Here is a 25,542-nt window from a genome sequence, read left to right as displayed (position 1 = left end):
GGGCGGGGAGCTGGCCGCGGCGCGGGTGACGGAGGCCGTCGCGGGCTCCGTGGCGCTGCTGCGCACCGCGGTGGACCGGGACTGGGACGGCACACCGGCGGCGGGCCCGGAGTGGAGCTGCCGCACCACGGCGGAGCACCTGGCCGAGACCCTCTTCGCCTACGCCGGGCGGCTCGCCGTGCGGGCCGCCGACGCCCGCGTCCCCTTCGGGATCACCCTTGACGAGGGCACCGGACCCGCGGACGTCCTGCACGTCCTGGAGACCGCCGGGGCGCTGCTGGCCGCCGCCGCGGCCACCGCACCGGCCGACGCCCGCGCCTTCCACCCCCACCCCCACCGGAGCGCGGGCCGCGAGGGGTTCGCGGCCATGGGCGTCACCGAGGTGCTGGCGCACACCCATGACATCGCGACGGGCCTGGGACTGGTCCACGAGCCGTCCGCCGAGCTGTGCGCGTACGCGCTGACCCGGATCTTCCCGCACGTGCCGCCCGGCCCGGACCCCCTGAGCACGCTGCTGTGGGCCACCGGCCGCGGCGAGCTGCCCGGCCGGACCCGGCCCGCCGTCTGGGAGTGGCGCAACAACCTCGTCCTCCCCGCCGGGCGCCTCCGCCTCCACGGCCTCACCCCCGCCGCCGCCCTCGACCTCGCCACGGGCGGCGACGGCGGCTTCGACTGGGTGGCGAGCGGGCCGTTCCAGGGCACCCGGGACGCCTCGCGGATGCTGGTCACGGCGTACGAGGCGGGGGCCCACCGACCCGAGTGGGGCGTCTTCGTCCTGGTCCGCGCCGAGGACGGGCGCGCGGTCGGCGCCATCGGCTTCCACGGCCCGCCGAACGGGGAGAACCGCGCCGAAATCGGCTACGACCTCGCCGTGGACGGCCGGGGCCGGGGGTACGCCACCGAGGCGCTGCGCGCGCTGTCGGCGTGGCCGCCGGCCCGGGAGGGCGGCACCCGCCTGCTGGCGATGACCGAGCCGGGCAACACCGCCTCGCAGGCCGTCCTCACCCGCGCCGGATACGTCCTGACCCGGCGCGAGGAGGAGACGGGCCTGCTGGTCTACGAACTCCCCGGCTGATCCGGCGGACACGCGCCGCCCGGCGGGGGCCACGGGTACGGACCGCCCGGGACCGCCCAAGGCCCCGCCGAAGGCCCCGGCGCCGGACGCGCCGACGGGAGCACGGGACCACCCGGCGTCCCCGACGGCACCGGGCCCGGCGGCCCGGACCGTACCCGGCCCGGCGGCCCCGCCGCCCCCGGCGCGCCCTTGCGCCGCCGCAGCCCCGCCCCGTGCAGCAGCCGCACCACCTCGCGGCTGCTCACCTGGAGGGCCCCGGCGGCGACCGCGTCCGCGTAGCGCCGCTCGGGCAGGTCGTAGTGGTCGCGCTCGAAGGCGCGGCGCGGCACGCCGAGGGCCGCCGCGAACAGGTGCAGCTCGGCGTAGGAGACGTCGCTGACGAGGTGCGACCAGAGGCGGCCGTGCCCCGGCCAGGTCGGCGGATCGATGTAGAGCGCCACCGGGACCCCCTACGACGGCGGGGGGCCGCCGAGGGCGGCGCCCAGCGAGCCGACGGGGGCGACGACGACACCGGCCCGGTGGCACACCCAGCGCGGGTCCGGGCCCAGCTCGGGCTCCACCTCCAGGGCGTGCGGGTCGCCGGAACCGCAGACCGGGCAGAGCGGCCAGCGGCCGTACCGCTCAAGCAGGGCGTCCTGCACGTCCTGGGCGACCAGTCCGGCCACGAACCCGGCGCCCTCCGGCCACTGCTCGACCCACCAGCGGCGCCCGGCGACGGCCGCCTCGACCAGCGAGACGACGTCCGCCTCCGCCACCCGTCCCGCGACCAGATCGGCCAGGACGAGGGCGCGGGCGGCGTGCAGCGCCTGTTCCAGGGGGCTGATCGGGTCCATGCCTCCATTGTGCGCACTCTTGACCCGGCACCATAACGAAAATATCTTTCATTAGTGACCGATGACCTGAAGGAAAGTTTCGCCCCACCGGCCGCGGCCACCGTTCCCGGCGGTTCCCGGGCCACCCTCCCGGCTCCCGCCGCCCTCGCCGCCAAGGTGCGCACGCTGACGCCGTCGATGACCCGTTCCATGCAGCGCGTCGCGGAGGCCGTCGCCCAGGACCCGGCGGGCTGCGCCGCCCTCACGGTCACCGGCCTCGCGGAGCTGACCGGCACCAGCGAGGCGACCGTGGTGCGCACCGCCCGCCTGCTCGGCTACCCGGGCTACCGGGACCTGCGCCTGGCGCTGGCCGGGCTCGCCGCCCAGCAGCAGTCCGGCCGCGCGCCCGCCATCACCACCGACATCGCCGTCGACGACCCGATCGCCGACGTCGTCGCCAAGCTCGCCCACGACGAGCAGCAGACCCTCGCCGACACGGCCGCCGGGCTGGACACCGCGCAGCTCGGCGCCGCCGTCACCGCGCTCGCCACCGCCCGCCGCATCGACGCCTACGGGATCGGCGCCTCCGGGCTGGTCGCCCAGGACCTCACCCAGAAGCTGCTGCGCATCGGGCTGCTGGCGCACTCCCCCGGCGACCCGCACCTCGCCGTCACCAACGCCGTGCAGCTCCGCGCCGGGGACGTCGCGCTCGCCATCACCCACTCCGGGTCGACGGGCGACGTGATCGAGCCGCTCCGGGTCGCCTTCGAGCGCGGCGCGACCACCATCGCCGTCACCGGCCGCCCCGACGGCCCGGTCACGCAGTACGCCGACCACGTACTGACCACCTCGACCGCACGGGAGAGCGAGCTGCGGCCCGCCGCGATGTCCTCCCGGACCAGTCAGCTCCTGGTCGTGGACTGCCTGTTCGTGGGTGTCGCCCAGCGCACCTACGACACGGCGGGCCCGGCCCTGTCCGCCTCCTACGAGGCCCTGGCCCACCGCCACGCCCCCCGCGGCGGCACCGGCCGCTAGGGCCTCTCGTTTGGATCATGCCGGGCTCGCGGGCCCTGGCGCCGCACCTCGTCCAAACGAAAGACCCTGGGCCCCGCCGTCACCTCCCGTCCGCCGGCGGCCCGCCCTCCGGATGAACGGGGGAACGTGACGACGGAACCGGGGGGACCCGTCCCGCCGCACCACCTCGCACAGCACCGCTCCACCTCGCACCGCACCGCACCGCACGGAGAGAGCCACCCCGTATGACCTCCACCTCCCGCACCCCCCGCCACCCGCATCCCGGCCTGCGCGACCAGCTGGAGACGCTCACCACCGAGGCGTTCCGCCCCGAGCTGGCCGAGATCGACCGGATGCCGACGCTGGAGATCGCCCGGCTGATGAACGGCGAGGACACCGCCGTGCCCGCGGCCGTGGCCGCGCGGCTGCCCGAAATCGCCGCCGCCGTCGACGCCGTCGCCGCCCGGATGTCCCGCGGCGGACGGCTCGTCTACGCGGGCGCCGGCACCGCCGGGCGGCTCGGCGTGCTCGACGCCTCCGAGTGCCCGCCGACCTTCAACACCGCCCCCGGCCAGGTCGTCGGCCTGATCGCGGGCGGCCCCGAGGCCGTGGTCACCTCCGTCGAGGGCGCCGAGGACTCCCCCGAGCTGGCCCGCGCCGACCTGGACGCCCTCGCCCTGACCGCCGACGACACCGTGGTCGGCGTCTCCGCCTCCGGCCGCACCCCCTACGCCGTCGGCGCCGTCCGGTACGCCCGGTCGCTCGGCGCCCTCACCGTCGGCCTGGCCTGCAACTCCGGCAGCGAGCTGGCCGCCGCCGCCGACCACGGCATCGAGGTGGTCGTCGGCCCCGAGCTGATCACCGGCTCCACCCGGCTCAAGTCCGGCACGGCGCAGAAGCTCGTCCTCAACATGCTGTCGACGATCACCATGGTCCGGCTGGGCAAGACCTACGGGAACCTGATGGTCGACGTCCGCGCCTCCAACGAGAAGCTGCGCGCCCGCTCCCACCGCATCGTCGCCCTCGCCACCGGCGCGGCAGACGACGACATCGAACGCGCCCTGGACGCCGCCGACGGCGAGGTCAAGCACGCCATACTCGCCCTGCTGGCCGACGTGGACGCCGCCACCGCCGCCCGCCTCCTGGAGGACTCCCGGGGCCGGCTGCGCTCCGCCCTGGCGGCGGCGCACGGCTGAGGTGCGGGGCCCCGCCGTGTGCGACCCTGAGGGACATGAACCACGCCCAGCGGACCGCCCTGGGCCGCGCCCTGCGCCTCCTCGGTGAGCACGGCGAGGCCCTGGCCGCCGACACCCCCGACGCCAAGCTGCACGAGGTCAGGGCGGACCTGAGGCGCGCGCTGGACCAGTTGGAGGAGAGCGTCGCCGCGGCGGCCCCCACCACCCGCTGCCTCGACCACCCCAACGGGCCGGTCGACTCGGCAGCCCCCGACCTGTGCCTGCTCTGCGAGACCCGGCGCCGCGCCGCCCGCCGCGACGAGTACAACGGCGGCCCCCTCCCGGTCCGCGCCACCGAGCCGGTGCAGTCCCGCTACGGGGTGCGCGGGGACCGTCCGCAGCCCCAGCAGCGCTGGCTGCCGGAGGCGTGGAACGGTCAGGTGTGGCAGCTGTGCGGCACACCCCGGCGGGACCGCCGCGAGGCCGAGCTGTACCTCGCGGCGCAGCGCCGGGGGCCGCGCGCGGCGATGGCGTACCGGCTGGTGCACGAGTTCACCGACTACGAGGTGCTGCGCGTGTGGGGGACCCCGGTGCGCGTCGACGTCGAGCCGATGGGCTGAGCGCCGGGGCGCCTCCCGGAACGGGCCGCCGGATCGAAGCCTTGACGGCACACGCGTCCCCGGACGGCTATGCGAGGGCACCGACCCGGTGGGCGAACGCCCGTACCCCAGGGAGGGCGCGATCGTGCCGCATGAGGTTGGCCGCCATGGTCCGGACCGAACCGCGGCGGACCTCCTGCGGTGCAGCTTGCTCGGCGGCCAGAAGAGCACGGTAACAGCGGTCGGGTTTGCCCCACTGGTCGAAAGCGCGGGCGACGTCGATCCAGTAGCGGGCCTGGCGCTCGGTGGTGGGCAGAGCGGCGGGATCGATGCGGCGGGCGTGCTCGATGGCCTGGCCCGCGTCGCCGAGCAGATGGCTGATCGAGATCTGGTGGAGGAGGACTTGGCCGGGGCCGAAGATGGTGCCGCGCAGCAGTGCGTCGTGGCCGAGTTGCCCGGCGGTGGCTTCGGCTTCGGCGATGAGGATGTGTGCGGTGTGTCGGTCGCCCTGCTTCGCCGCGGTGTAGGCGGCGGTGGCGTACAGGTTGCCCTGGACGGAGAGCCGTTCGGTGATGTCGGTGGTGCGGTCGGCGGTCAGTTGCTGGGCGGCGGTGATGGCGACGTCGGTGGCGCGTACGTGGTGCCCCTGGCGGCGCCAGGCGGAGGAGACCATGCGGTGGGCTTCGGCGACGGTGAGGGCGTCGGCGCCGCCGAGGGCCGCGGTGAGGGCGCGGTCGGCGGTGACGGCGGCCAGGCCGTCCTCACCGAGCTTGATGCAGAGCCGGGTTGCGGTGGTGTAGAGCTCGGAGACTGCGGTCGCCGCCTGCTCCGAGGGCCCATGGGCGCTGAGGGCTTGGGCGAGGGCGATCCGGGCCGGGAGTGCGCGGGCGAGGGTGTCGTAGCGGCAGGCGCTGAAGTCGGCTCGGGAGGCGCTGACCGCTGCGGTGACGGCTGACGGAGTGGGGTCCGTGCTGACCAGACGGACAGGCTGCCGGTGGAGTAGGAGGTCTTCCAGGCCGGACAGGCTTGGCTGTGCCGGGGCATGGGCGGCGGCCGGCGGTCCGAGGACCGCGCCGGTGGTGGCTCCGGCCAGTCCTGCCAGGAGCTTTCGGCGTCGCACCGCGTCGTCTCCCTCTTCGCCGAACAGGGTGTGCCCACCCACCCTAGTGCCGTCGGTTCCGTCCGAGGCGGCTCGCTGCTGTTGCGGCGCGAGGCCGAGCAGGTGCGGAGGGATGTCGAGGCAGACTGCGAGCTTCTGGAGTATCAGCACGTCGCGCATGGGCTGTTTGCCGCGTTCCATCCGGGACAGGGATGCGGCGGTATACCCGACCTGGCTGCCCAGTTCGGCGAGCGTGACGTCGGCCGCACGGCGGGCCAACCGGACGATCGCGCCGGCATCGCGGCGGGCGAGCGCGTCACGCATAGCCGCGGAACGCCAGAGCGGATGGGTGTTGTCCACGACTCACCTCCTGCCGGACTCATTGTCCTGCCAAAACACCTTGCAGCACGCAAAGTTGCAAGCCGTTTACGCCCCGTGCAAACCGTGTGCGCAGCGAGAGGCCGCCCCTCCCATCGCCGGGCGGACTGCGGTGTCCTCGTGTCCACGACGGCGCGCATCGGAGCGGGCCGCAGGCGATCCCCGAGGGGAGAGCGACATGAAGGAGCCCCAGGCCGCCCAAGGTGTACGGGCGTCGGCCACCCACGCGACGCCGCTGAAGCGGGACGCGCCGTACGACCACCGCGCCCAGCAGGCCGCCCCGGACATCGAGGTCCACGACACCGACGGTCGCGCCACCACGTCGGTCCTGACCCCGGACCAGACGGAGCCTTACGGCATCCCGTTCGAGCAGTTCATCGCCAAGCGCGAGCAGGCCCGCCTGGCGGGCCGGTGACACCGCACACATCACCACGACATGGAGGCACCGTGCACGATACCCAGTTGAACGAACTCGTCGGCCGGAACGTGCTGGTCACCGGGGGAGCCGGGCTCATCGGCAGCCGTATCGCCGCCTGCCTGCGCCAGGTGGGAGCCCGGCCGGTCCTGCTGTGCACGCTGGAGGCATACCCCCGGCACACCTACCGCGACCTGTTCGGGATCGACCCCACCGACCCGGACGTCATCGTCGGCAACATCCAGAACCCGGACGTGGTCAGGAAGGCGGTGGCCGAATCCGACTACGTGATCCACGCCGCCGCCCTCGCCGATGTCGCCGCCTGCACCCGCAAGCCCACCGCGGCGATCCACACCAACATCACCGGCACCCAAGTACTGCTCGACGCCGTGGCCGCCTGCGACCGCGTCCGCCGCCTGGTCTTCGTCTCCTCGGCCAGCGTCTACGGCAACGGCAACCCGGAGGACCGGGCACGCCCGTGCGAGGAGTACCGGACCGTGCGCAAGCTGCTGGAAGCCGTCTACGGGCGGGTCCCGTCGCAGTTCCACGAGCACATGCCGCTGCGGCCGATGTCCGTCTACGCCAACACCAAGGCGTGGGGCGAGACGCAGACCGCTCTCACGCTGGGTGCCGTGGGCACCTCGTACACGGTCGTGCGGTACTTCTCCGTCTACGGGGAGCCGCAGGTCATCAAGAAGAACAGCCACTCGTGGGTCGTGGCCTGGTTCGCCACCCGCGCCGCCCTGGGGCTGCCTCTGCACCTCAACGGCGGCGGCCACCAGGTCCGGGATCTGGTCCACGTCGAGGACATCGCCGCCGCCACGGTGCGGGCTCTTGCCGCCCCTCGGGCCCACAACGAGACGGTCAACATCGGCACCGGCACCCCCACCAGCATCCTCACCGTGGCCGAGCTGGTCGCCGAGCAGTACCCGGGCACGCGGTTCGTGGAGACGCCGATGCCGCCCGGTGACCCGCTCGGCGGCTACGCGTCCGGCCACCGGATGGAAGCGGTGCTCGGCTGGCGGCCCACGATCACCGTCAAGGACGGAGTGGCCCGCTACACGGACTGGCTGGACAAGACGCCCGAGGCGATCCCCGCGTGGCTGCGGGCCGAGTCCGAGGCCGCGACCGCCTGATCAGATGACCGGCGGCCGGCCCAGGCGGGTCATCCGCCACACCGTGGACCAGCGCATCGGTCGGCGGGGCGGGCACGGCGTGCGCAGGCCCTCGGCGAACCCGCCGAACCACGCCCTCAGCCCCGCCGCCGACCGGGTGCGAGCCACGGTCATCACCGTCCAGACGCACAGGTAGACCGGGACGAGGAGGGCGGGAAGGTGTCGCTTGGCCAGCCAGACCCGGTTACGGGCGACCATGCGGTGGAAGACGGCATGCCGGGTCGGCGACGTCCACGGATGCCGGAGCACCAGCTCCGGCTCGTAGAGCACCTTCCAGCCCGCGTCCAGTGCCCGCCAGGCCAGGTCGGTCTCCTCGTGCGCGTAGAAGAACGGCTCGGGCCACCCACCGATCTCCTCCAGCATCCGCATCGACAGCCCGTGCCCGCCGCCGAGGAACGTCGTCACCAGCCCGCCCCGCATCGGATCCGCCGCCCGAAGACGCGGAACGTGGCGGCGCTGGGTACGGCCGTGTTCGTCGGCGATACGGAAACCGACCACGCCGAGCCGCTGGTCCGCCGCGTACAGCCCAGTAAGCCGGGTGAACACGTCCGTGCTGATCAACAGGCCGTCATCGTCCAGGTCCACCACCACGTCGACGTCCCCGAACTCCCGCAGCCGGGCCAGTGCGGCATTCCGGCCGCCGGCCACCCCCAGGTTCTCCGGCAGTTCGACACCGGTCACCCACTCGGGGAGGGGCGGCAGCGGCGAGCCGTTGCCGACGACCACCACCCGCGTCGCAGCCGTGTCCTGCCCGGCGACCGACTCAAGGAGATCGGCCAGCTCGGCGGACCGCGTGCCCATGGTCAAGATGGCGACGCCTACGCGCGGGTGACGCACGGATGAACACTCCGTTCCTCAGGTCCGGTGCTGGTGATGCTAGCCGCCCTGGGAACGTTCCACCGACCACGCACAGGAAGGCCACCGATGCCTGCCATCCGCCTCGGCGACTACCTCACCGCTCCTGCCGACGAAATGCTGGACGGCACCCCCTACGAGCACCTGGAGGAGAGCGAGCTGTCCGACTTCCTCGCACTCTGGGAGGACGGGCACCGCCAGGCCCTCGCCCGGATCTCGCACCGCGTTCACCCCACCGCGCAGATCCACCCGACCGCGATCATCGGCGACGACGTGGTCATCGGGCCGCGCGTACGTGTGTGGGAGTTCTCCACCGTCCGCGCCGGCTCCGTACTCTGCGCCGACGTCTCGGTCGGCTTCAACTGCGAGGTCACCTGCTCCTTCCTCGGCGAACGCGCCGTCCTCGGCCACCGCATCGGCATCAACCGCACCCTCGTCGGAGCCGACGCCCACCTGTCCGCCGGCCTGACCGTCGCGGCCATCAGCATGTGGAGTCCCCATATGAGCAACCCTGAACGCGAGATCATCCTGCGTACCCCCGACGGCCTCTACCGTTGTGGCACACCGCGGTTCGGCGCCCTGATCGGCGACCGGGTCCAGACCGGCAACAGCATCAGCCTCGGCCCCGGCCTCGCCCTCGGCCGCGACTGCCGGATCGCCAGCGGCGTCACCCTCGCCGCACGCACCGTCCCCGACCGCAGCGTCATCACCGCCCCTCACACGTCCGACGTCCACGTCCGCCGACGCCCGGCACCTCGCGGGACGGCCGGCGCGGGGGCATGACGTCAGGGTCCGCCCGCCCACCGCCCCGGCTCCGCGCCCCGGACGCGCCCGAGGGCGGCACCGCGGGCCGAAGCCCGGGTGCCGCCCTCGGGAGAAGGACGGGTGACCGGCGTGCCGGTCAGAAGTCCATGTCACCGCCCGGCATGCCGCCGCCGGCCGGGGCCGCGGCCTTCTCCGGCTTGTCCGCGATGACGGCCTCGGTGGTGAGGAACAGCGCGGCGATGGAGGCGGCGTTCTGCAGCGCGGAGCGCGTCACCTTCGCCGGGTCGATGATGCCCTCGGCGATCATGTCCACGTACTCGCCCGTCGCGGCGTTCAGGCCGTGACCGACGGTCAGGTTGCGGACCTTCTCCACCACGACGCCGCCCTCGAGACCGCCGTTGACGGCGATCTGCTTCAGCGGGGCCTCCAGCGCGAGCTTCACGGCGTTGGCGCCGGTCGCCTCGTCGCCGTCCAGCTCCAGCTTGTCGAAGACCTGGGAGGCCTGGAGCAGGGCCACGCCGCCACCGGCGACGATGCCCTCCTCGACGGCCGCCTTCGCGTTGCGGACGGCGTCCTCGATGCGGTGCTTGCGCTCCTTGAGCTCGACCTCGGTGGCGGCACCGGCCTTGATGACGGCCACGCCGCCGGCCAGCTTCGCCAGGCGCTCCTGGAGCTTCTCGCGGTCGTAGTCCGAGTCGCTGTTCTCGATCTCGGCACGGATCTGGTTGACGCGGCCGTTGACCTGGTCGGTCGAGCCGGCGCCGTCGACGATGGTGGTCTCGTCCTTGGTGATGACGACCTTGCGGGCGCGGCCCAGGAGGTCCAGGGTCGCGTTCTCCAGCTTGAGGCCGACCTCCTCGGAGATGACCTCGCCGCCCGTGAGGATGGCGATGTCGCCGAGCATGGCCTTGCGGCGGTCGCCGAAACCCGGGGCCTTGACGGCGACGGACTTGAAGGTGCCGCGGATCTTGTTGACGACCAGCGTGGACAGGGCCTCGCCCTCGACGTCCTCGGCGATGATCAGCAGCGGCTTGCCCGACTGCATGACCTTCTCCAGCAGCGGGAGCAGGTCCTTGACGTTGGAGATCTTCGAGTTGGCGATCAGGATGTACGGGTCGTCGAGGACGGCCTCCATACGCTCCATGTCCGTGGCGAAGTACGCCGAGATGTAGCCCTTGTCGAAGCGCATGCCCTCGGTGAGTTCCAGCTCCAGACCGAAGGTCTGGGACTCCTCGACGGTGATGACGCCTTCCTTGCCGACCTTGTCCATGGCCTCGGCGATCAGCTCGCCGATCTGGGTGTCGGCGGCGGAGATCGAGGCGGTGGAGGCGATCTGCTCCTTCGTCTCGACGTCCTTGGCCTGCTCGAGCAGGGCGGCGGAGACGGCCTCGACGGCCTTCTCGATGCCGCGCTTGAGGGCCATCGGGTTGGCGCCGGCCGCGACGTTGCGCAGACCCTCGCGCACCAGGGCCTGGGCCAGGACGGTGGCGGTGGTCGTGCCGTCGCCGGCGACGTCGTCCGTCTTCTTGGCGACTTCCTTGACCAGCTCGGCGCCGATCTTCTCGTACGGGTCCTCCAGCTCGATCTCCTTGGCGATGGAGACACCATCGTTGGTGATCGTGGGGGCGCCCCACTTCTTCTCGAGGACGACGTTGCGGCCCTTGGGGCCGAGCGTCACCTTGACGGCGTCCGCGAGCTGGTTCATGCCGCGCTCGAGGCCGCGCCGCGCCTCCTCGTCGAACGCGATGATCTTGGCCATGTGAAGTGGTCCCTCCAGGACTGGGGGTGATTCCTTCGGACCGCGCCCGCGCCCGCGACGGACGGCTCGCCTGCCGCGGGTTCCTTCCCCCACCGGCCTGCGGGCCTCACCGACCCGGTCCTTCGTTGTCACTCTCACCTTCAGAGTGCTAACGCAATGATTAGCACTCGACCCCCGGGAGTGCAAGCGCCCCGGGCTCCGGAGCGGCCCGTCCGTCCGGTCCCGGACGGCCCCGCGGACCCGGAACCCGGGGCGTCCGGGCAGACCGGAGGGCCCGCACCTGTGGGGTGCGGGCCCTCCGGGAAAGACCGTTCGCTCGTGTGGCCGCGCGTCTCAGGCGCTGAGGCGGACCATGTCGGCCTGCGGGCCCTTCTGACCCTGCGAGATCTCGAACTCGACCCGCTGGCCTTCTTCGAGGGTGCGGTAGCCGTCCATCTGAATCGCGCTGTAGTGGACGAAAACATCCGCACCACCGTCGACCGCGATGAAGCCGTACCCCTTCTCCGCGTTGAACCACTTGACGGTGCCCTGAGCCATGCCTAACTCCCCTATTACTGGCCCTTGCGCGGATCCGCACCTCGCGAACCCGGGTCAGACCTCGCCCCCCACGAATGGGGGCGTGCGCCGGAACGCGTCGACCGCGGCCGAATGTATCTGCCCAACTGCCGTCTGCAACAGGTCAATCGGACGAGAAATCAGGACGCGGCGAGCCAGGAACGTTGCGACAGTTCACCCGGATCCAGGGCAAGTCAGGCCGCACAAAGGGAACAAAATTCGCGAAAGGCGCCCGCACTTTGGCTGCTTCTTGTCGGACGGGGAGCGGAAATTCGGGGCTCCGGACTTCACGGCCGAGGGCGCGTTCCCCAACTCTACCGCGTTCAATCACATGGAATTGCCCCCTCCGCTTCTTTCCGCGGAGGGGGCAATGCGCACGGGTCCGGGCGGACGCCGCAGGGCGGCCCGGAGGGGCCCGCAGGGGCCGGATCAGCCGCCGGCGACCGCCGGGATGATGGAGATGCCCGCGCCGTCCGGCGTGGCCGTCTCCAGGCCCTGCTCGAAGCGGACGTCGTCGTCGTTGACGTAGACGTTCACGAAGCGGCGCAGCTTGCCCTGGTCGTCGAGGACCCGGGCGGCGATGCCGGTGTGGTTCTTCTCCAGGTCCCCGATGACCTCGCCGAGGGTGGCGCCCTCGGCGGGGACCTCTGCCCGCCCGCCGGTGTAGGTGCGCAGGATGGTGGGGATGCGGACGGTCACGCTCATGCGAGGCCAGCCTCTCGGAAGGAGTCCAGGTTGGGGCGGATCGTCGCGGTGAGGCCGGTGCCGGCCACCGCGTCGAGGGTCTTCAGTCCGTCGCCGGTGTTGAGGACGACGGTGGTGAGCGAGGGGTCCAGGGCACCGCTCTCGACCAGCTTGCGGGTGACGCCGACCGTGACGCCGCCGGCGGTCTCCGCGAAGACCCCCTCGGTGCGGGCGAGCAGCTTGATGGCGTCGACGATCTGCTCGTCGGTCACGTCCTCCACGGCGCCGCCGGTGCGGCGGGCGATGTCCAGGACGTAGGGGCCGTCGGCCGGGTTGCCGATGGCGAGGGACTTGGCGATGGTGTCCGGCTTCTGGGGCCGCACCACGTCGTGCCCGGCCTTGAAGGCGGCGGACACCGGCGAGCAGCCCTCGGCCTGGGCGCCGAAGATCTTGTAGGGGCGGTCCTCGACCAGGCCGAGCCGGATCAGCTCGCGGAACCCCTTGTCGATCTTGGTGAGCTGGGAGCCGGAGGCGATCGGGACGACGATCTGGTCCGGCAGCCGCCAGCCGAGCTGCTCGCAGATCTCGTACGCCAGGGTCTTGGAGCCCTCCGCGTAGTAGGGCCGCAGGTTGACGTTGACGAAGCCCCAGCCCTCGCCGGCCGGGTCGCCGATCAGTTCGGAGCAGAAGCGGTTGACGTCGTCGTAGTTGCCCTCGATGCCGATCAGCTCACCGCCGTAGACGGCGGCCATGACGACCTTGCCCTGCTCCAGGTCGTGCGGGATGAACACGCAGGAGCGCAGCCCGGCCCGCGCGGCGGCGGCGCCGACGGCGCCGGCCAGGTTGCCGGTGGAGGAGCAGGAGAGGGTGGTGAAGCCGAAGGCGCGGGCCGCCTCCAGGGCCTGGGCGACGACCCGGTCCTTGAAGGAGTGGGTCGGGTTGCCGGAGTCGTCCTTGACGAACAGGCCGCCGGTGAAGCCGAGTTCCCGGGCGAGGTTGTCGGCCTTGACGAGCTCGGTCCAGCCGGGGTTCAGGTTCGGCTTGGTGGCCACGTCGGCGGGGACGGGCAGCAGGGGCGCGTAGCGCCAGATGTTCGCGGGACCCGCTTCGATTCGCGCGCGCAGTTCCTCGGCGTCGTGGGCCGAGAAGTCGTAGGCGATCTCCAGCGGGCCGAAACACTCCTCGCAGGCGAAGACCGGGCCGAGGGGCACCCGGTGACCGCACTCGCGGCAGGAGAGCGCCGCGGCGGGGCCGAGATCGACGGAGGTGCCCGGAGCGGCGGAGGGTGCGGGAGTCTGCACAGACATGAGAGGCGAGGCCCTTTCTCCTCATCTTCCCCACGACGCATCTCGTCGTGAGACGGAATTGGCACCTTCCCGAGCCGGGGAGCCTCGCCACGTCCGCGTGGCGGGAACCGACTGGAGGGTTGCCGGGGCTTCATCGGGCCGTTTCCCTCTGCCCCTCTGGATGAGCGGTATGCGGTTGTTGAACCGGTGCGCGGTGTCGGCGCACCCGCGGCCTTCGCACCGAAGGAAGTCACGGTGCGCCGACCCCGGTATGCGGGGGTCATCCGCGTTGCTCAAGACTGTAACCGAAGGCGAGGACGGTTGAGATAGTCGTCCGTACCGCGAGATGCGTCACAGAAGGAGCGGCCGACCGTGCTGGATGATGTCGAACGCTGGCTGCGCGCGCGTTCCTGGTCGGTGACCGACCGCACGATTCCCCAGCTCATGGCCGCGAAACGGGCCGGCGGGCAGACCGTCAGCGTGGTGCTGCCCGCCCTCGACGAGGAGGCCACCGTCGGGGAGATCGTGCGGGTGATCCGCCGGGAACTGATGTGCCGCATCCCACTGGTCGACGAACTGGTGGTGGTCGACTCGGGGTCCACGGACCGCACCTCGGCGGTGGCCGGGGCGGCGGGCGCGCGGGTCGTGCACCGGGACGCGATCCTCCCGCGCATCCCGGCCGTGCCCGGCAAGGGCGAGGTGCTGTGGCGCTCGCTGATGGTCACCCGCGGTGACATCGTCTGCTTCGTCGACGCGGACCTGCGGGAGTTCTCCGCCGACTTCGTCTCGGGGATCGTCGGGCCGCTGCTGACGGACCCGGACGTCCACCTGGTCAAGGCCATGTACGACCGCCCGCTGGGGGCCGAGCCGGGGCAGGGCGGCCGGGTGACGGAGCTGATGGCCCGGCCGCTGCTCAACATGCACTGGCCCCTGCTGGCGGGCTTCGTCCAGCCGCTCGGCGGGGAGTACGCGGCCCGCCGCTCGCTGCTGGAGCGGCTCCCGTTCCCGGTGGGGTACGGGGTGGAGCTGGGGATGCTGGTGGACGCGCTGCACCTGGTGGGGCTGGACGCCCTGGCCCAGGTCGACGTGGGGGTGCGCAGGCACCGGCACCAGGACGGGCCGGCGCTCGGCCGGATGTCCGCCGCGATCTACCGCACCGCCCAGCTCCGGCTGGCCCGGGGGCATCTGCTGCGGCCCGAGCTCACCCAGTTCGAGCGGGGCGCGCACGGCTTCGAGCCGCGCACCCATTCCGTGGACACGGAGGAGCGGCCGCCGATGGCGCAGATCGCGGAGTACGCCTCCCGCCGGGTGGCCTGATCCGTGTCCCGGGTGCCCCGAACGCGCATTCCGGTGACCCGATCAGGTGCTCCGCCGCAGCCCCGGGGAGCACACACCGGAATTCCCCCTCTCCTCACCCTTCCCCCATGAAACGGGTGACCGGATCACCGCCGGTGGGGGGCGAGCGCACGTTTGAGGCTTTCGGGGCCGGGCTAGGTTGAGGCGTATGGCCTCAACCTTCGGTACTGCCCGGGTACTCGTCGCCTCCAACCGGGGGCCCGTCTCCTACGAGGTGGGTGAGGACGGCTCGCTGCGCGCCAGGCGCGGCGGCGGCGGGCTGGTCTCCGGGCTCTCGGCCATCGGGCCGGACGCGGGAGCGCTGTGGGTGTGCTCCGCGATGGGCGGCGGCGACCGCGAGGCGGTGCGGCGCGGGGCCGGCGAGGACGGCGTGCGGATGCTGGACGTCCCGGCCGACGTGCACGCGGACGCGTACAACGGGATCGCCAACTCGGTGCTGTGGTTCGTCCACCACATGCTGTACCAGACGCCGCTGGAGCCGGTCTTCGACACCGGTTTCCGCCGCCAGTGGGCCTCCTACGAGACGTACAACCGGGCCTTCGCCGGGGCGCTGGCCGAGGAGGCGGCCGAGGGCGCGGTCGTCCTCGTGCAGGACTACCACCTGGCGCTGGTCCCCGGCATGCTCCGGGAGCTGCGGCCCGATCTGCGCATCGGCCACTTCTCGCACACCCCGTGGGCGCCGGCCGACTACTTCCGGATGCTGCCGGACGACATCGCGGAGCGGCTGCTGCGCGGGATGCTGGGCGCCGACCGGCTGGGGTTCCTGACCCGGCGCTGGGCGGACGCGTTCACCGGGTGCTGCGAGGCGCTGGTGGGCGGCACCGGGGACACCGCCGTCGGGGTGCACGGGCTGGGCGCGGACGGGGAGTTCCTGCGCGAGCGCGCGCACCGGCCGGACGTCGAGGAGCGGATGGCCGCGCTGCGCGGGGAGATCGGCGAGGGCCGCCGGACGGTGGTCCGGGTGGACCGGACCGAGCTGTCCAAGAACATCGTGCGGGGGCTGCTGGCCTACCGGCGGCTGCTGGCGGACCGGCCCGAGTGGCGCGAGCGGGTGGTGCACGTGGCGTTCGCCTATCCGTCGCGGCAGGACCTCGCCGTGTACCGGGAGTACACCGCCGAGGTGCGGCGGGTGGCGGACGCGGTCAACGCGGAGTTCGGGACGCCCGGGTGGACGCCCGTGGTGCTGCATGTGAAGGACGACTTCGCGCGGTCGCTGGCGGCGTACCGGATGGCGGACGTGGCCCTGGTCAACCCGATCCGGGACGGGATGAACCTCGTCGCGAAGGAGGTTCCGGTGGTCTCCGACCGGGGGTGCGTGCTGGTGCTGTCCCGCGAGGCGGGGGCGTACGAGGAACTGGGCGCGGACGCGGTGGGGGTGAACCCGTACGACGTGGCCGCGACGGCGGAGGCGCTGCACGAGGCGCTGTCGGTGGGGGACGGGGAGCGGGCGGAGCGCTCCCGGCGGCTGGCCGCGGCGGCGACGGCGCTGCCCCCGGCGCGGTGGTTCCTGGAGCAGGTGGAGGCGCTGCGGGGGTGACGGCACCGCGGCGCCTCCGGCGGGGCGTCGGCGGGCGCACCCCCGCGGCCGGGTGTCAGCGGGACAGGCGGGCGGTCAGGGCGCGCAGCAGGCCGACCACTCCCGAGGGCCCGTCGACCGTCAGGTCGGCCCGCTCGGTGAGGGCGGTGACCTCGGCGCTGGCGCTGGCGACGAGGAGGCCGGGGACGCCCTCGGCGCGGAGCGCCCCGACGGCGGCGAAGGCGGGCAGGTCCCCCAGGTCGTCACCGGCGTAGAGGACGGAGCCCGCGCCGGTCGCCCGGACGTGGTCGCGCAGGGCGACGCCCTTGTCCATGCCGGGCGGGCGCAGTTCCAGGACCATGCGGCCCGGTTCGACGAGGAGCCCGTGGCGCCGGGCCAGCTCCGCCAGGGGTCCGCGCAGGGCCTCGAAGGCGCCCTGCGGGTCGGCGGCGCGGCGGGTGTGGACGGCCAGCGCGTAGCCCTTCTCCTCGATCCGGGTGCCCTCCCCCGCTCCGGCCCCGGCCAGCAGCCCCGGCAGGTCCGCGCGGGCGGCCTCCACCCCGGGGTGCGGGGGCGGGGCGGTGACGGTGCCGGTGGCCGCGTCCCAGCGTTCGGCGCCGTAGTGGCCGAGGACGACCAGGCGGTCGAGTCCGGGGACGTCCGCGAGGCCGCCGTGGCGGACGGCGGTGCCGGCCGGGCGGCCGGTGACGATCGCGACGGAGGCGACGTGCGGGGCGAGGGCGGCGAGGGCGGGCACGGCGCCGGGGTGGGCGCGGGCCAGGTCGGGGTCGGGCACGATCGGGGCGAGGGTGCCGTCGAAGTCGAGGGCGATCACGGCGCGGCCGGGCCGGGCGAGGAGCGCGTCGAGTCCCGCGCGTCCGGCGGCGGTCGCGGGGACCGGCAGGGGGTCCGGGGAGTCGGGGGATTCGGGGGTGGAGTCCTGGTGGCTTCCCATACCGGCGAACCTATCCCGCGGCGGCGCCGGGCAATCTCAGCGCTCGGCGCGGCGCGACTCCCGCACCCGGCGCAGCCGGTTGACGGTCACCGGATCGTGGGCGAGGGCGCGGGGATCGTCCAGCAGGGCGTTGAGCAGCTGGTAGTAGCGCACCGGGGCCAGGCCCAGCTCCTCGCGGACGGCGCGCTCCTTGGCGCCGGGGCCGGGGAAGCCGCGGCGCTCCAGGGCGAGGATGCGGCGCTCGCGCTCGTCGGGTTCTCCCAGTTCCATGTACGGCACGGTAGCGCCCGGCGCCGACGGCGGCGGCCGGGCCCCGTCCCGCCGGGGGTCAGTCGGCCCGGCCCGCGCGGGTGGCCGTGCGCTGGAGGTCGCCGAGCACCTGGGCGGGGTCGCCGCCGTCGACGACGGCTCGGCCGATGAGCTTCTTGACGTCGGCGCTGACCGAGGCCCAGGAGGTCTTGCCCGCCGGGTACAGCTCGGAGAGCTGCAGTTCGTCGAGGAAGGGGCGGAGGTCCTTGTCCCGGTCCGCCGCGGCCATGGTCTGCGAGGCGGAGGCGGTGACCGGCAGCAGGTCGTACTTCCGGGAGAAGGCGAGGACGTTCTCGTCGCTGTAGACGAAGTCGAGGAAGTCGCCGACCTGGTCCGCGTGGCCGTTCTGCTTGAAGGCGGTCATCCAGTCGGTCACGCCGAGCGTGTTCCTGTTCTCGCCCTCGATGCCGGGGGTGGGGACCATGCCGTACTTCACCCCCTTCTTGGACGCGATCTTCATGAGGGAGGGGTGGCCGTTGAGCATGCCGACCTGGCCGTTGGCGAAGGCGGTGAAGGCGGCGGCCCGGTTCATCTCGCCGGGGGCGACGGGGCCGGTGAGGCCCTTGCCGACCAGTTCGTCCCGCAGCCAGGTGAAGGTGGAGACGTTGCTGGGCGAGTCGATGGTGTAGACGCCGAGGCCGTCGGTGTAGCCGCTGCCGCCGCTGAGCATCCACTGCATCGTCTCGGCCTGCGCCTCCTCCGGGCCGAGCGGCAGCGCGTAGGGGTACTTGACGCCCCGCTCCTTGAGCTTCCCGGCGGCCTCGGCGAGGTCGTCCCAGCTCTCGGGCGGGGTGAGGCCGGCCTCCTCGAAGAGGGTCCGGTTGTAGAAGAGGACACGGGTGGAGCCGGCGAAGGGGAGGCCGTACTGCACGCCGTCGACCTGGCCGGCGCTGGCGAGCTGGGAGACGAAGTTGGCCTGGACGGGTATGGAGAGCAGGTCGTCGGCCCGGTAGAGCAGCCCCTCGTCGGCGTAGTCGGCGTAGGCGCCGATCTGGGCCATGTCGGGGGCCCGGCCCGCCTCGACCATCTCGCGGACCTCGCGGTCGACGTCGTTCCAGGACAGGACGGTCACGTTGACCCGGACCCCGGGGTGCTCGTCCTCGTAGGCGCGGGCCAGGTCCTTCCAGTACGGCTCGGTGCTGCTGGCCTCGGTGTCGCCGTAGTCGGCGGCGACGAGTTCGAGGGTCACGTCGTCGGATCCGCCCGCTAGACCACAGCCCCCGAGAAACACCGTCGAGGCCAGTGCGGCCGCCGCCGCGATCATTGCCGTTCTGCGTCGCTGCACCGTTCTGCCCCGCCCTGCCGTCGACGTTTTCGTGGTCCCGCGGTCGCGCACCGGGCGGCCGCTCCCGCGAGGGATTATGGTCTACACCACGTAAGTGGACTAGACCTCTCCCGGGTCAACGGGCCACACTGTCTCCGTGAGACATGTCATCGCCCTCGATGTGGGCGGCACCGGGATGAAAGCCGCCCTTGCCGGGCCGGGGGGCGAGCTGCTGTACCAGGCGCGCCTCGCGACGGGACGCGACCGAGGATCCGAGGCGGTGATCGAGGCCATCCTCGACTTCGCCGCCGAGCTGCGCGACGAGGGGGCCGGGCGCTTCGGCGAGCCCGCCGTCGCGGCCGGCGTCGTCGTTCCCGGGATCGTCGACGAGGAGCGCGGCATCGCCGCCTACTCGGCCAACCTCGACTGGCGCGACGTGCCGCTGCGGGCGCTGCTCAGCGAGCGCCTCGGCGGGGTCCCGGTCGCCCTCGGCCACGACGTGCGGGCCGGAGGGCTCGCGGAGGGCCGCATCGGCGCCGGCCGGGGCGCCGACCGCTTCCTGTTCGTGCCGCTGGGCACCGGCATCGCGGGTGCCATCGGCATCAACGGCCGCGTGGAGGCGGGCGCGCACGGCTTCGCGGGCGAGATCGGCCACATCGTCGTGCGGCCCGGCGGGGTGCCCTGCCCCTGCGGGCAGCGCGGCTGCCTGGAGCGGCTGGCGTCCGCGTCGGCGGTCAGCCAGGCGTGGGCCGAGGCGTGCGGCGACCCGGAGGCGGACGCCGCCGACTGTGCCAAGGCCGTGGAGTCCGGCGACCCGCGGGCCGCCGCGGTCTGGCAGGACGCGGTGGACGCGCTCGCCGACGGCCTGGTCACCGCGCTCACCCTGCTGGACCCCCGGGTGCTGATCATCGGTGGCGGCCTCGCCGAGGCGGGGGAAACCTTGTTCACACCGCTGCGGGAGGCCGTCGGCCGCCGCGTGACGTTCCAGAAGCTCCCCGACATCGTCCCCGCGGCCCTGGGGGACACCGCCGGCTGTCTGGGCGCCGGGCTGCTCGCCTGGGACCTGCTCGACGCCGGTGCCACCGCTCCCCGGGCTGCCACCACCGGGCCCACGACTCCCCCGGAGGTAACCATCTGATGGCTCCAAGCAAGGTACTCGCCGGTGCCCGGGTGGTACTGCCCACCGGCACCGTGGACGAAGGCCGCGTGGTCGTCGACGGCACGCGGATCGCGGACACGGCGCCCCCCGGGGCCGAGGTCGTCGAGCTGCCCGGGCACTGGGTGGTCCCCGGCTTCATCGACATCCACAACCACGGCGGCGGCGGGGCCTCCTTCACCGGCGGCAGCGCCGAGGACGTCCTCCAGGGCGTCCGCACCCACCGGCTGCACGGCACCACCACGGTGGTCGCCTCGCTCGTCACCGGTGACCTCGACGTCCTCGCCCGGCAGGCCGGGATGCTCGCGGAGCTGTCCCAGCAGGGCGAGATCGCCGGTGTCCACTTCGAGGGGCCGTTCATCTCCCCGTGCCGCAAGGGCGCCCACGACGAGCAGCTCCTGCGCGACCCCGACCCGGCGGAGGTCCGCAAGCTGGTCGACGCCGCGCACGGGCACGCCCGGATGGTGACGCTCGCCGCCGAACTGCCCGGCGGGCTGGACTCGGTGCGGCTGCTCGCGGAGCACGGCGTGATCGCCGCCGTGGGGCACACCGACGCGACCTACGAGCAGACGGTGCGGGCCGTCGACGCGGGCGCCACGGTCGCCACGCACCTCTTCAACGCCATGCCGCCGCTCGGGCACCGGGCGCCGGGACCCATCGCCGCCCTGCTGGAGGACGAGCGGGTCACCGTCGAGCTGATCAACGACGGGACGCATCTGCACCCGGCCGCGCTCCAGCTCGCCTTCCACCACAAGGGCGCCGGACGGGTCGCCTTCATCACCGACGCGATGGACGCGGCCGGCTTCGGCGACGGGCGCTACATGCTCGGCCCGATGGCGGTCGAGGTCTCCGACGGCGTCGCCCGCCTGGTGGAGGGCGGTTCCATCGCCGGCTCAACGCTCACCCTGGACCGCGCCTTCAAGCGGGCGGTCACGGTGGACGGGCTGTCCGTGCAGGACGCGGTCGCCGCGCTCTCCGTCAACCCGGCACGGCTGCTGGGCCTCTCCGACCGGATCGGCTCCCTGGAGCCCGGCAAGGACGCCGACCTCGTCGTCCTGGACGCGGAGTTCGAGGTGGCGGGCGTGATGCGGCACGGCGAGTGGGTGGTGGAGCCCGGCAAGGGCTGACCCCCGCACGGAACGGGCCCGGTGACGGCCGCGACGGAACCGGCCGGGCCCCGTCCTCCCGGCTCCCGCCGCCGGACACGGGGCCCGGCCGGAACGCCCCGCTCCCGGGCGCCGCGGAAGGCGGACGAAAGGCCCTGGGCCGGCTGCCGTCCGTTTGGCATGATCGGAACCCCCGGACGCCCCTCCGGGGGTTCACGGCATGCAGACGATTCGGGGAGGCGGCCCGGTGATCCTGACCGTCACGCTCAACACCGCGCTCGACATCACCTACCGCGTACCGGCGCTGCGCCCGCACGCCTCCCACCGGGTCACCGGGGTCACGGAGCGGCCGGGCGGCAAGGGCCTCAACGTGGCCCGGGTGCTGGCCGCGCTCGGCCACCGCGCCACCGTCACCGGCTTCGCGGGCGGCGTCACTGGAGGCGTCGTGCGGGAGCTGCTCGCCCGGACGCCCGGGGTGACCGACGCGCTGGTGCCCGCCGCCGGGCCCACCCGGCGCACCCTCGCCGTCGTCGACGAGCGCACGGGCGACACCACCCAGCTCAACGAGCCCGGCCCGGTCGTCTCCGCCGCCGAGTGGAACGCCCTCCTGGAGACCTACGGCGAGCTGCTGCGCGACGCCTCGGCGGTCGCCCTGTGCGGCAGTCTGCCGCCGGGAGTCCCGGTGGGCGCCTACGCCCATCTGGTGCGCGGCGCCCGGGCGGCGGGCGTGCCGGTGCTGCTGGACACCAGCGGCGAGGCACTGCGCCGGGGGGTGGCCGCCCGCCCCGACCTGATCAAGCCGAACGCCGGTGAACTGGCCGAGCTGACCGGCTCCCAGGAGCCGTCGTGGGCCGCGCGGGCCGCCCGGCGGCGCGGCGCCCTCGGCGTGGTCGCCTCGCTCGGCGCGGAGGGGCTGCTCGCGGAGACCTCCCGGGGCCGCTGGCGCGCCGTCCCCCCGGACCACGTCCCCGGCAACCCCACGGGCGCGGGCGACTCGGCGGTCGCGGGGCTCCTGTCCGGCCTGGTCGAGGGCCTGCCCTGGCCGGACCGCCTGGTCCGGGCCGTCGCCCTGTCCACCGCCACGGTGCTCTCCCCGACGGCGGGGGACTTCGACCGGGGGGCGTACGAGGAGCTGCTGGCCGGGGGTGTGCGGGTCACCCCGGCGGCGGAGGCCGCCTGACCGGGGCGCGCACCGCGCCGGTCAGCGCTTCGTCTGGCCCTTCCGCAGGTACATCCGGTCCAGCAGGACGTCGCACTTGTCGCCGTCCTGACAGGACACCGAGATCGTGTTCGATCCCTTGTTGAGGGTGGGCCAGGCGTAGGTCTCCGTCCACCCCTTGTCGAACTGGCCGTCCTCGGCGTGGGCGAAGTTCCCCAGGTTCAGCTTGCTGCCGAAGGGCTTGCCGTTGACGGTGAGCGTCATCGACTGGTCCTCGCCCGCGGCGCTGAAGCGGGCGAACAGGGTGTAGGGGCCGTCCTCGGGGATGCCGTCGACGGTCCAGGTGACCGTGGCGCCGGGCTGGTTGAGGTTGGTGACATAGGCGCCGCCGTCGGACTCCGCGCCCGCTATGTCCGTCGCCGTCGTCACGCCCGGCGAGAGCTGGAGGCCCTTGGCGTCGGTGGTCGGGAGGTCGGCCTCGGGCTCGGTGGTGCCGCTCTGGGTGCTGCTCGGGGAGGGCTCGGTGGGCTCGGCCCGGGTCGGGGCGGGCGCGGGGGCCGCCTCGTCGTCCTTCTTCTTCGTGTCGTTGCCGGTCATCGCCACGACGATGCCGATGACGACCGCCGCGACCACGGCCACCGCGCCGATCAGCAGCCCCTTGGTGTTGGGCCCGCGGCGCCCGCCGCCCCCGCCCCCGCCCGCGGCGCGGCCGGTCTGCTGCTGCGGGCCCCCGCCCTGGCCGCCGCCGGGGTAGGTCTCCGGCGCGGCGTAGTGGGAGTTGGGCTGTCCGTAGGCGCCCTGCTGCTGGGGTGCGGCCTGCGCCTGCGGCGCCCCGTACTGCCGTGTGCCGACGGGACGCACCCGGTTGACCGAGTTCGGGTAGCCGTAGCCGCCCGACGGCGGCTGGGCTCCGTTGGCCTGCCCGTCGGCGTACAGGTAGCCGAACGGATCGTCGTCCTCGGGCGTGCTCGCGCCGTTGTTACCGGGCGTCATCCCTAGGTCTCCTAACCGGGTGCTGTGCTGATGTGCGGTACGGATCGTGAGAGGGCGAGCCTACCTGCTCCCACTGACCCGATCGGGTGGCTCCGGCGGCCGCTCGGCGCTGACCTGCGGCTCAGCCGGCCCGGCGGTGCTGTTTGGGACGAGATCGTTTCTCGACGTACATCCGCTCGTCAGCGGATTTCAACACCTCGTCCGCCGTCATTCCGCAGTGCGCCCAGCCGATGCCGAAGCTGGCGCCGACCCGGACGGCCCGCCCCTCGGCCCGGATGGGCTGGATGATCTCGTTGCGCAGCCGCACCGCGAGGTCCGCCGCGTCGGCCCGGCCGAGCCCGTCCGCGAGGATCACGAACTCGTCGCCGCCGAGCCGGGCCACCGTGTCCCCGTCCCGCACCCCGCGGCCGAGCCGCCGGGCGACCTCGATGAGGACGGCGTCCCCGGCGTTGTGACCGAACCGGTCGTTGATCGACTTGAAGCCGTCCAGGTCGCAGAAGAGCACCGCCAGCCCCTTGGTCCCGTCGTCCTCCGGGCCGTCCTCGGGGGCGACGGCGTGCACATGGTGGTCGCAGGCCCCGTACGGATCGGACTCGAACCCGGCCCCGAAGTCGAAGGTGTGGCCGCCGGAGTCGAGGACGGGATGCCCGTAGGCGGCGTCGAGCTGGTCGACGACGGCCTCGGTGGGCGTGGACTGGGGCCGCTGGCACAGCCGCGCGGCGAGGCGGGAGCGCAGCTCGGCGGAGTTGGGCAGTCCGGTCAGGGAGTCGTGGGAGGCGCGGTGGGCGAGCTGGAGCTCGCGGCGCTTGCGCTCCTCTATGTCCTCGACGTGGGTGAGCAGGAAGCGGGGCCCGTCGGCGGCGTCGGCGACGACGCTGTTGCGCAGCGAGACCCAGACATAGGTGCCGTCCCGCCGCCCCAGGCGCAGTTCGGCCCGGCCGCCCTCGGCGGAGGTGCGCAGCAGGGTGCCGATGTCCTCGGGGTGGACGAGGTCGGAGAAGGAGTAGCGGCGCATCGTGGACGCCTGGCGGCCCAGGAGCCGGCACAGCGCGTCGTTGGTGCGCAGGATGCGGCCGTGCTGGTCGCCGCCCATCTCCGCGATGGCCATGCCGGAGGGGGCGTACTCGAAGGCCTGCCGGAAGCTCTCCTCGCTGGCCCGCAGCGCCTGCTGCTCGCGCTCCAGACGGACCAGGGCGCGCTGCATGTTGGAGCGCAGCCGCGCGTTGCTGACCGCGATGGCGGCCTGGAACGCGTACATCTGCAAAGCCTCGCGCCCCCAGGCGCCGGGGCGGCGTCCGTTGCGCGGGCGGTCCACGGAGAGGACGCCGATCAGCTCGCCGCTGGTGCCGCCGCCCTGCGGCCGGGGCGCGTACATGGGGGCGAAGAGGCGGTCCGAGGGATGCCACTCGTCCTCGAAGCGCGGCTCGGGCCCCTCGGTGTACCACTGCGGGACGTCGTCGTCGTCGAGGACCCAGCCCTCGGTGTGGGATATGAAGATCAGGTCGCCCCACTGCTCGCCCATGCCGAGCCGGCGCTCCCAGGAGGCGCGGGAGCCGACCCGGCCCGTGATCAGTGCCTCGGCGGCCTGGTTGCCCGCGAAGGCGGCGACCACCAGATCGCCGTCGGGGCGGACCATGTTGACGCACGCCAGTTCGTAGCCGAGGGCGCGCACGACGCCGTCGGCCACGGTCTGCAGGGTGTCCGCCAGACTGCGGGCCGTGTTCATGTCGGCCATGGCCTGGTGCAGTTGCCGCAGGGACGCAAGACGGACGTAGGGCTCCGACTCGGTCTCCATGCTCGCCCTCCCCCCGAGACCTCGCAGCGAATCAAGGGTTGTCCCGGGCGCCCGTTCCATGGTGCCCTCGCAGCCTCCCCGCCACTGAATCACAGCGCGCTCCCCACTCGGTACACAGGGTCAACAAATAGTTCGCCTTGTGACTCAAGTCACAGCGATACGTGAACAATTGCCTGCACTTTCTGCGTTTTTCCCGGACCGTTCCTGAACGCAAAGTGTGACGCCTTCCACTTGCGGCCTCCCGTGCGCCCGGGCGTGTCCCGCCGCCGCGCGCCCCTCCCGTCCGC

At 73.4% G+C, this 25,542-nt stretch carries 24 protein-coding genes, 1 pseudogene and 1 riboswitch; of the genes and pseudogenes, 12 read left to right on the top strand and 13 right to left on the bottom strand.

The features are described from left to right. The first annotated feature begins 25 nt into the window (after positions 1–25). Entirely contained in the window at positions 26–1,075 is a 1,050-nt protein-coding gene (locus GTY84_RS00290) for a GNAT family N-acetyltransferase (RefSeq protein ID WP_161224050.1), read from the top strand. A gap of 182 nt (positions 1,076–1,257) precedes the next feature. On the opposite strand, the pseudogene GTY84_RS00285 reads toward GTY84_RS00290, so the two are convergent. Together GTY84_RS00285 and GTY84_RS00280 are read right to left on the bottom strand one after the other, a co-directional pair. Then, positions 1,258–1,515: pseudogene (locus GTY84_RS00285) on the bottom strand (DUF4031 domain-containing protein); the annotation flags it as partial. Between the two features lie 9 nt (positions 1,516–1,524). After that, positions 1,525–1,908 (bottom strand): hypothetical protein, encoded by a 384-nt coding sequence (locus GTY84_RS00280; RefSeq protein WP_161223950.1) that lies wholly within the window; start codon positions 1,906–1,908, stop codon positions 1,525–1,527. Positions 1,909–1,962: 54 nt separating this feature from the next. Here GTY84_RS00280 and GTY84_RS00275 point away from each other — a divergent pair, with 54 nt between their 5' ends. From GTY84_RS00275 to GTY84_RS00265, 3 genes are all read left to right on the top strand, one after another. Next, positions 1,963–2,922, top strand: a complete 960-nt coding sequence (locus GTY84_RS00275) for a MurR/RpiR family transcriptional regulator (RefSeq protein ID WP_161223949.1) — start codon at positions 1,963–1,965, stop codon at positions 2,920–2,922. Between the two features lie 224 nt (positions 2,923–3,146). Next, complete coding sequence (gene murQ, locus GTY84_RS00270) at positions 3,147–4,097, top strand: N-acetylmuramic acid 6-phosphate etherase (RefSeq protein WP_161223948.1); 951 nt, start codon at positions 3,147–3,149, stop codon at positions 4,095–4,097. Between the two features lie 35 nt (positions 4,098–4,132). Further along, positions 4,133–4,696: a hypothetical protein gene (locus tag GTY84_RS00265; protein WP_161223947.1), complete on the top strand. Its 564-nt coding sequence runs from the start codon at positions 4,133–4,135 to the stop codon at positions 4,694–4,696. Between the two features lie 67 nt (positions 4,697–4,763). Here GTY84_RS00265 and GTY84_RS00260 read toward each other — a convergent pair whose 3' ends face one another. After that, complete coding sequence (locus GTY84_RS00260; protein WP_161223946.1) at positions 4,764–6,134, bottom strand: helix-turn-helix domain-containing protein; 1,371 nt, start codon at positions 6,132–6,134, stop codon at positions 4,764–4,766. A 196-nt stretch (positions 6,135–6,330) separates the two neighbouring features. Here GTY84_RS00260 and GTY84_RS00255 point away from each other — a divergent pair, with 196 nt between their 5' ends. Both GTY84_RS00255 and GTY84_RS00250 read left to right on the top strand, forming a co-directional pair. Next, entirely contained in the window at positions 6,331–6,567 is a 237-nt protein-coding gene (locus tag GTY84_RS00255; protein ID WP_161223945.1) for a hypothetical protein, read from the top strand. A 32-nt stretch (positions 6,568–6,599) separates the two neighbouring features. Next, positions 6,600–7,703, top strand: coding sequence for an NAD(P)-dependent oxidoreductase (locus tag GTY84_RS00250; protein ID WP_161223944.1), 1,104 nt, complete (start codon positions 6,600–6,602; stop codon positions 7,701–7,703). On the opposite strand, the gene GTY84_RS00245 is transcribed toward GTY84_RS00250, so the two are convergent. Beyond that, positions 7,704–8,579, bottom strand: a complete 876-nt coding sequence (locus GTY84_RS00245) for a glycosyltransferase (protein WP_161223943.1) — start codon at positions 8,577–8,579, stop codon at positions 7,704–7,706. A gap of 87 nt (positions 8,580–8,666) precedes the next feature. Here GTY84_RS00245 and GTY84_RS00240 point away from each other — a divergent pair, with 87 nt between their 5' ends. After that, entirely contained in the window at positions 8,667–9,380 is a 714-nt protein-coding gene (locus tag GTY84_RS00240; RefSeq protein ID WP_161223942.1) for a transferase, read from the top strand. Positions 9,381–9,498: 118 nt separating this feature from the next. Here GTY84_RS00240 and groL read toward each other — a convergent pair whose 3' ends face one another. The 4 genes from groL to thrC all read right to left on the bottom strand — a co-directional run bounded on the left by groL (position 9,499) and on the right by thrC (position 13,667). After that, positions 9,499–11,121: a chaperonin GroEL gene (gene groL, locus GTY84_RS00235; protein ID WP_161223941.1), complete on the bottom strand. Its 1,623-nt coding sequence runs from the start codon at positions 11,119–11,121 to the stop codon at positions 9,499–9,501. 333 nt (positions 11,122–11,454) lie between these two features. Next, positions 11,455–11,658 carry a cold-shock protein gene (locus tag GTY84_RS00230; RefSeq protein ID WP_004929928.1) on the bottom strand — a complete coding sequence of 68 codons (204 nt, stop codon included), beginning with the start codon at positions 11,656–11,658 and terminating at the stop codon, positions 11,455–11,457. A gap of 447 nt (positions 11,659–12,105) precedes the next feature. Then, positions 12,106–12,381: a MoaD/ThiS family protein gene (locus tag GTY84_RS00225; RefSeq protein WP_161223940.1), complete on the bottom strand. Its 276-nt coding sequence runs from the start codon at positions 12,379–12,381 to the stop codon at positions 12,106–12,108. Then, positions 12,378–13,667 carry a threonine synthase gene (gene thrC / locus GTY84_RS00220; RefSeq protein ID WP_161223939.1) on the bottom strand — a complete coding sequence of 430 codons (1,290 nt, stop codon included), beginning with the start codon at positions 13,665–13,667 and terminating at the stop codon, positions 12,378–12,380. Before thrC ends, GTY84_RS00225 begins: the two co-directional genes overlap by 4 nt. Positions 13,668–13,685: 18 nt before the next feature. Beyond that, positions 13,686–13,834, bottom strand: a riboswitch (SAM riboswitch). Positions 13,835–14,018: 184 nt separating this feature from the next. Between thrC and GTY84_RS00215 the strand changes: the two genes are divergently transcribed. Together GTY84_RS00215 and GTY84_RS00210 are read left to right on the top strand one after the other, a co-directional pair. After that, a complete protein-coding gene (locus tag GTY84_RS00215; protein ID WP_161223938.1) occupies positions 14,019–14,963 on the top strand; it encodes a glucosyl-3-phosphoglycerate synthase in 945 nt (314 codons plus the stop codon). Positions 14,964–15,150: 187 nt separating this feature from the next. Beyond that, positions 15,151–16,539, top strand: a complete 1,389-nt coding sequence (locus tag GTY84_RS00210; RefSeq protein ID WP_161223937.1) for a trehalose-6-phosphate synthase — start codon at positions 15,151–15,153, stop codon at positions 16,537–16,539. Between the two features lie 55 nt (positions 16,540–16,594). On the opposite strand, the gene otsB is transcribed toward GTY84_RS00210, so the two are convergent. The 3 genes from otsB to GTY84_RS00195 are packed head-to-tail and all read right to left on the bottom strand — an operon-like array spanning position 16,595 to position 19,046. Beyond that, entirely contained in the window at positions 16,595–17,473 is an 879-nt protein-coding gene (otsB, locus tag GTY84_RS00205) for a trehalose-phosphatase (protein ID WP_161223936.1), read from the bottom strand. Between the two features lie 36 nt (positions 17,474–17,509). Then, positions 17,510–17,743, bottom strand: coding sequence for a DUF3263 domain-containing protein (locus GTY84_RS00200; protein WP_161223935.1), 234 nt, complete (start codon positions 17,741–17,743; stop codon positions 17,510–17,512). Between the two features lie 58 nt (positions 17,744–17,801). Then, positions 17,802–19,046 (bottom strand): extracellular solute-binding protein, encoded by a 1,245-nt coding sequence (locus GTY84_RS00195; protein ID WP_161224049.1) that lies wholly within the window; start codon positions 19,044–19,046, stop codon positions 17,802–17,804. A gap of 157 nt (positions 19,047–19,203) precedes the next feature. Here GTY84_RS00195 and GTY84_RS00190 point away from each other — a divergent pair, with 157 nt between their 5' ends. From GTY84_RS00190 to GTY84_RS00180, 3 genes are all read left to right on the top strand, one after another. Next, the gene (locus GTY84_RS00190) at positions 19,204–20,184 is read left to right on the top strand and encodes an ROK family protein (protein WP_161223934.1); all 981 of its coding nucleotides are present in this window, start codon (positions 19,204–19,206) and stop codon (positions 20,182–20,184) included. Next, positions 20,184–21,329, top strand: a complete 1,146-nt coding sequence (gene nagA, locus GTY84_RS00185; RefSeq protein WP_161223933.1) for an N-acetylglucosamine-6-phosphate deacetylase — start codon at positions 20,184–20,186, stop codon at positions 21,327–21,329. The genes GTY84_RS00190 and nagA overlap by 1 nt, the downstream gene beginning before the upstream one ends. A gap of 226 nt (positions 21,330–21,555) precedes the next feature. Next, positions 21,556–22,488, top strand: coding sequence for a 1-phosphofructokinase family hexose kinase (locus GTY84_RS00180; RefSeq protein ID WP_161224048.1), 933 nt, complete (start codon positions 21,556–21,558; stop codon positions 22,486–22,488). Positions 22,489–22,509: 21 nt separating this feature from the next. Here GTY84_RS00180 and GTY84_RS00175 read toward each other — a convergent pair whose 3' ends face one another. Continuing rightward, positions 22,510–23,460, bottom strand: coding sequence for a carbohydrate-binding protein (locus GTY84_RS00175; protein WP_161223932.1), 951 nt, complete (start codon positions 23,458–23,460; stop codon positions 22,510–22,512). A 121-nt stretch (positions 23,461–23,581) separates the two neighbouring features. Further along, on the bottom strand, positions 23,582–25,255 hold the full coding sequence (gene cdgB, locus GTY84_RS00170) for a diguanylate cyclase CdgB (RefSeq protein ID WP_161223931.1): 1,674 nt from the start codon (positions 25,253–25,255) through the stop codon (positions 23,582–23,584). Positions 25,256–25,542 lie beyond the last annotated feature (287 nt).

Origin of the sequence: Streptomyces sp. SID8352 (genome assembly GCF_009862265.1) — a bacterium.
Lineage (GTDB): Bacteria > Actinomycetota > Actinomycetes > Streptomycetales > Streptomycetaceae > Streptomyces.
The sequence above is the reverse complement of the archived record's forward strand: the minus strand, read 5'-3'. Positions and strand labels throughout refer to the sequence as shown.

What these genes read in the sequence shown, in the direction of transcription:
- GTY84_RS00280 (WP_161223950.1), bottom strand. Translation starts at nt 1,908, where the DNA reads ATGGACCCGATCAGCCCCCTGGAACAGGCGCTGCACGCCGCCCGCGCC.
- murQ (WP_161223948.1), top strand. Translation starts at nt 3,147, where the DNA reads ATGACCTCCACCTCCCGCACCCCCCGCCACCCGCATCCCGGCCTGCGC.
- GTY84_RS00265 (WP_161223947.1), top strand. Translation starts at nt 4,133, where the DNA reads ATGAACCACGCCCAGCGGACCGCCCTGGGCCGCGCCCTGCGCCTCCTC.
- GTY84_RS00255 (WP_161223945.1), top strand. Translation starts at nt 6,331, where the DNA reads ATGAAGGAGCCCCAGGCCGCCCAAGGTGTACGGGCGTCGGCCACCCAC.
- GTY84_RS00240 (WP_161223942.1), top strand. Translation starts at nt 8,667, where the DNA reads ATGCCTGCCATCCGCCTCGGCGACTACCTCACCGCTCCTGCCGACGAA.
- groL (WP_161223941.1), bottom strand. Translation starts at nt 11,121, where the DNA reads ATGGCCAAGATCATCGCGTTCGACGAGGAGGCGCGGCGCGGCCTCGAG.
- GTY84_RS00230 (WP_004929928.1), bottom strand. Translation starts at nt 11,658, where the DNA reads ATGGCTCAGGGCACCGTCAAGTGGTTCAACGCGGAGAAGGGGTACGGC.
- GTY84_RS00225 (WP_161223940.1), bottom strand. Translation starts at nt 12,381, where the DNA reads ATGAGCGTGACCGTCCGCATCCCCACCATCCTGCGCACCTACACCGGC.
- thrC (WP_161223939.1), bottom strand. Translation starts at nt 13,667, where the DNA reads ATGTCTGTGCAGACTCCCGCACCCTCCGCCGCTCCGGGCACCTCCGTC.
- GTY84_RS00210 (WP_161223937.1), top strand. Translation starts at nt 15,151, where the DNA reads ATGGCCTCAACCTTCGGTACTGCCCGGGTACTCGTCGCCTCCAACCGG.
- otsB (WP_161223936.1), bottom strand. Translation starts at nt 17,473, where the DNA reads ATGGGAAGCCACCAGGACTCCACCCCCGAATCCCCCGACTCCCCGGAC.
- GTY84_RS00200 (WP_161223935.1), bottom strand. Translation starts at nt 17,743, where the DNA reads ATGGAACTGGGAGAACCCGACGAGCGCGAGCGCCGCATCCTCGCCCTG.
- GTY84_RS00195 (WP_161224049.1), bottom strand. Translation starts at nt 19,046, where the DNA reads ATGATCGCGGCGGCGGCCGCACTGGCCTCGACGGTGTTTCTCGGGGGC.
- nagA (WP_161223933.1), top strand. Translation starts at nt 20,184, where the DNA reads ATGGCTCCAAGCAAGGTACTCGCCGGTGCCCGGGTGGTACTGCCCACC.
- GTY84_RS00175 (WP_161223932.1), bottom strand. Translation starts at nt 23,460, where the DNA reads ATGACGCCCGGTAACAACGGCGCGAGCACGCCCGAGGACGACGATCCG.
- cdgB (WP_161223931.1), bottom strand. Translation starts at nt 25,255, where the DNA reads ATGGAGACCGAGTCGGAGCCCTACGTCCGTCTTGCGTCCCTGCGGCAA.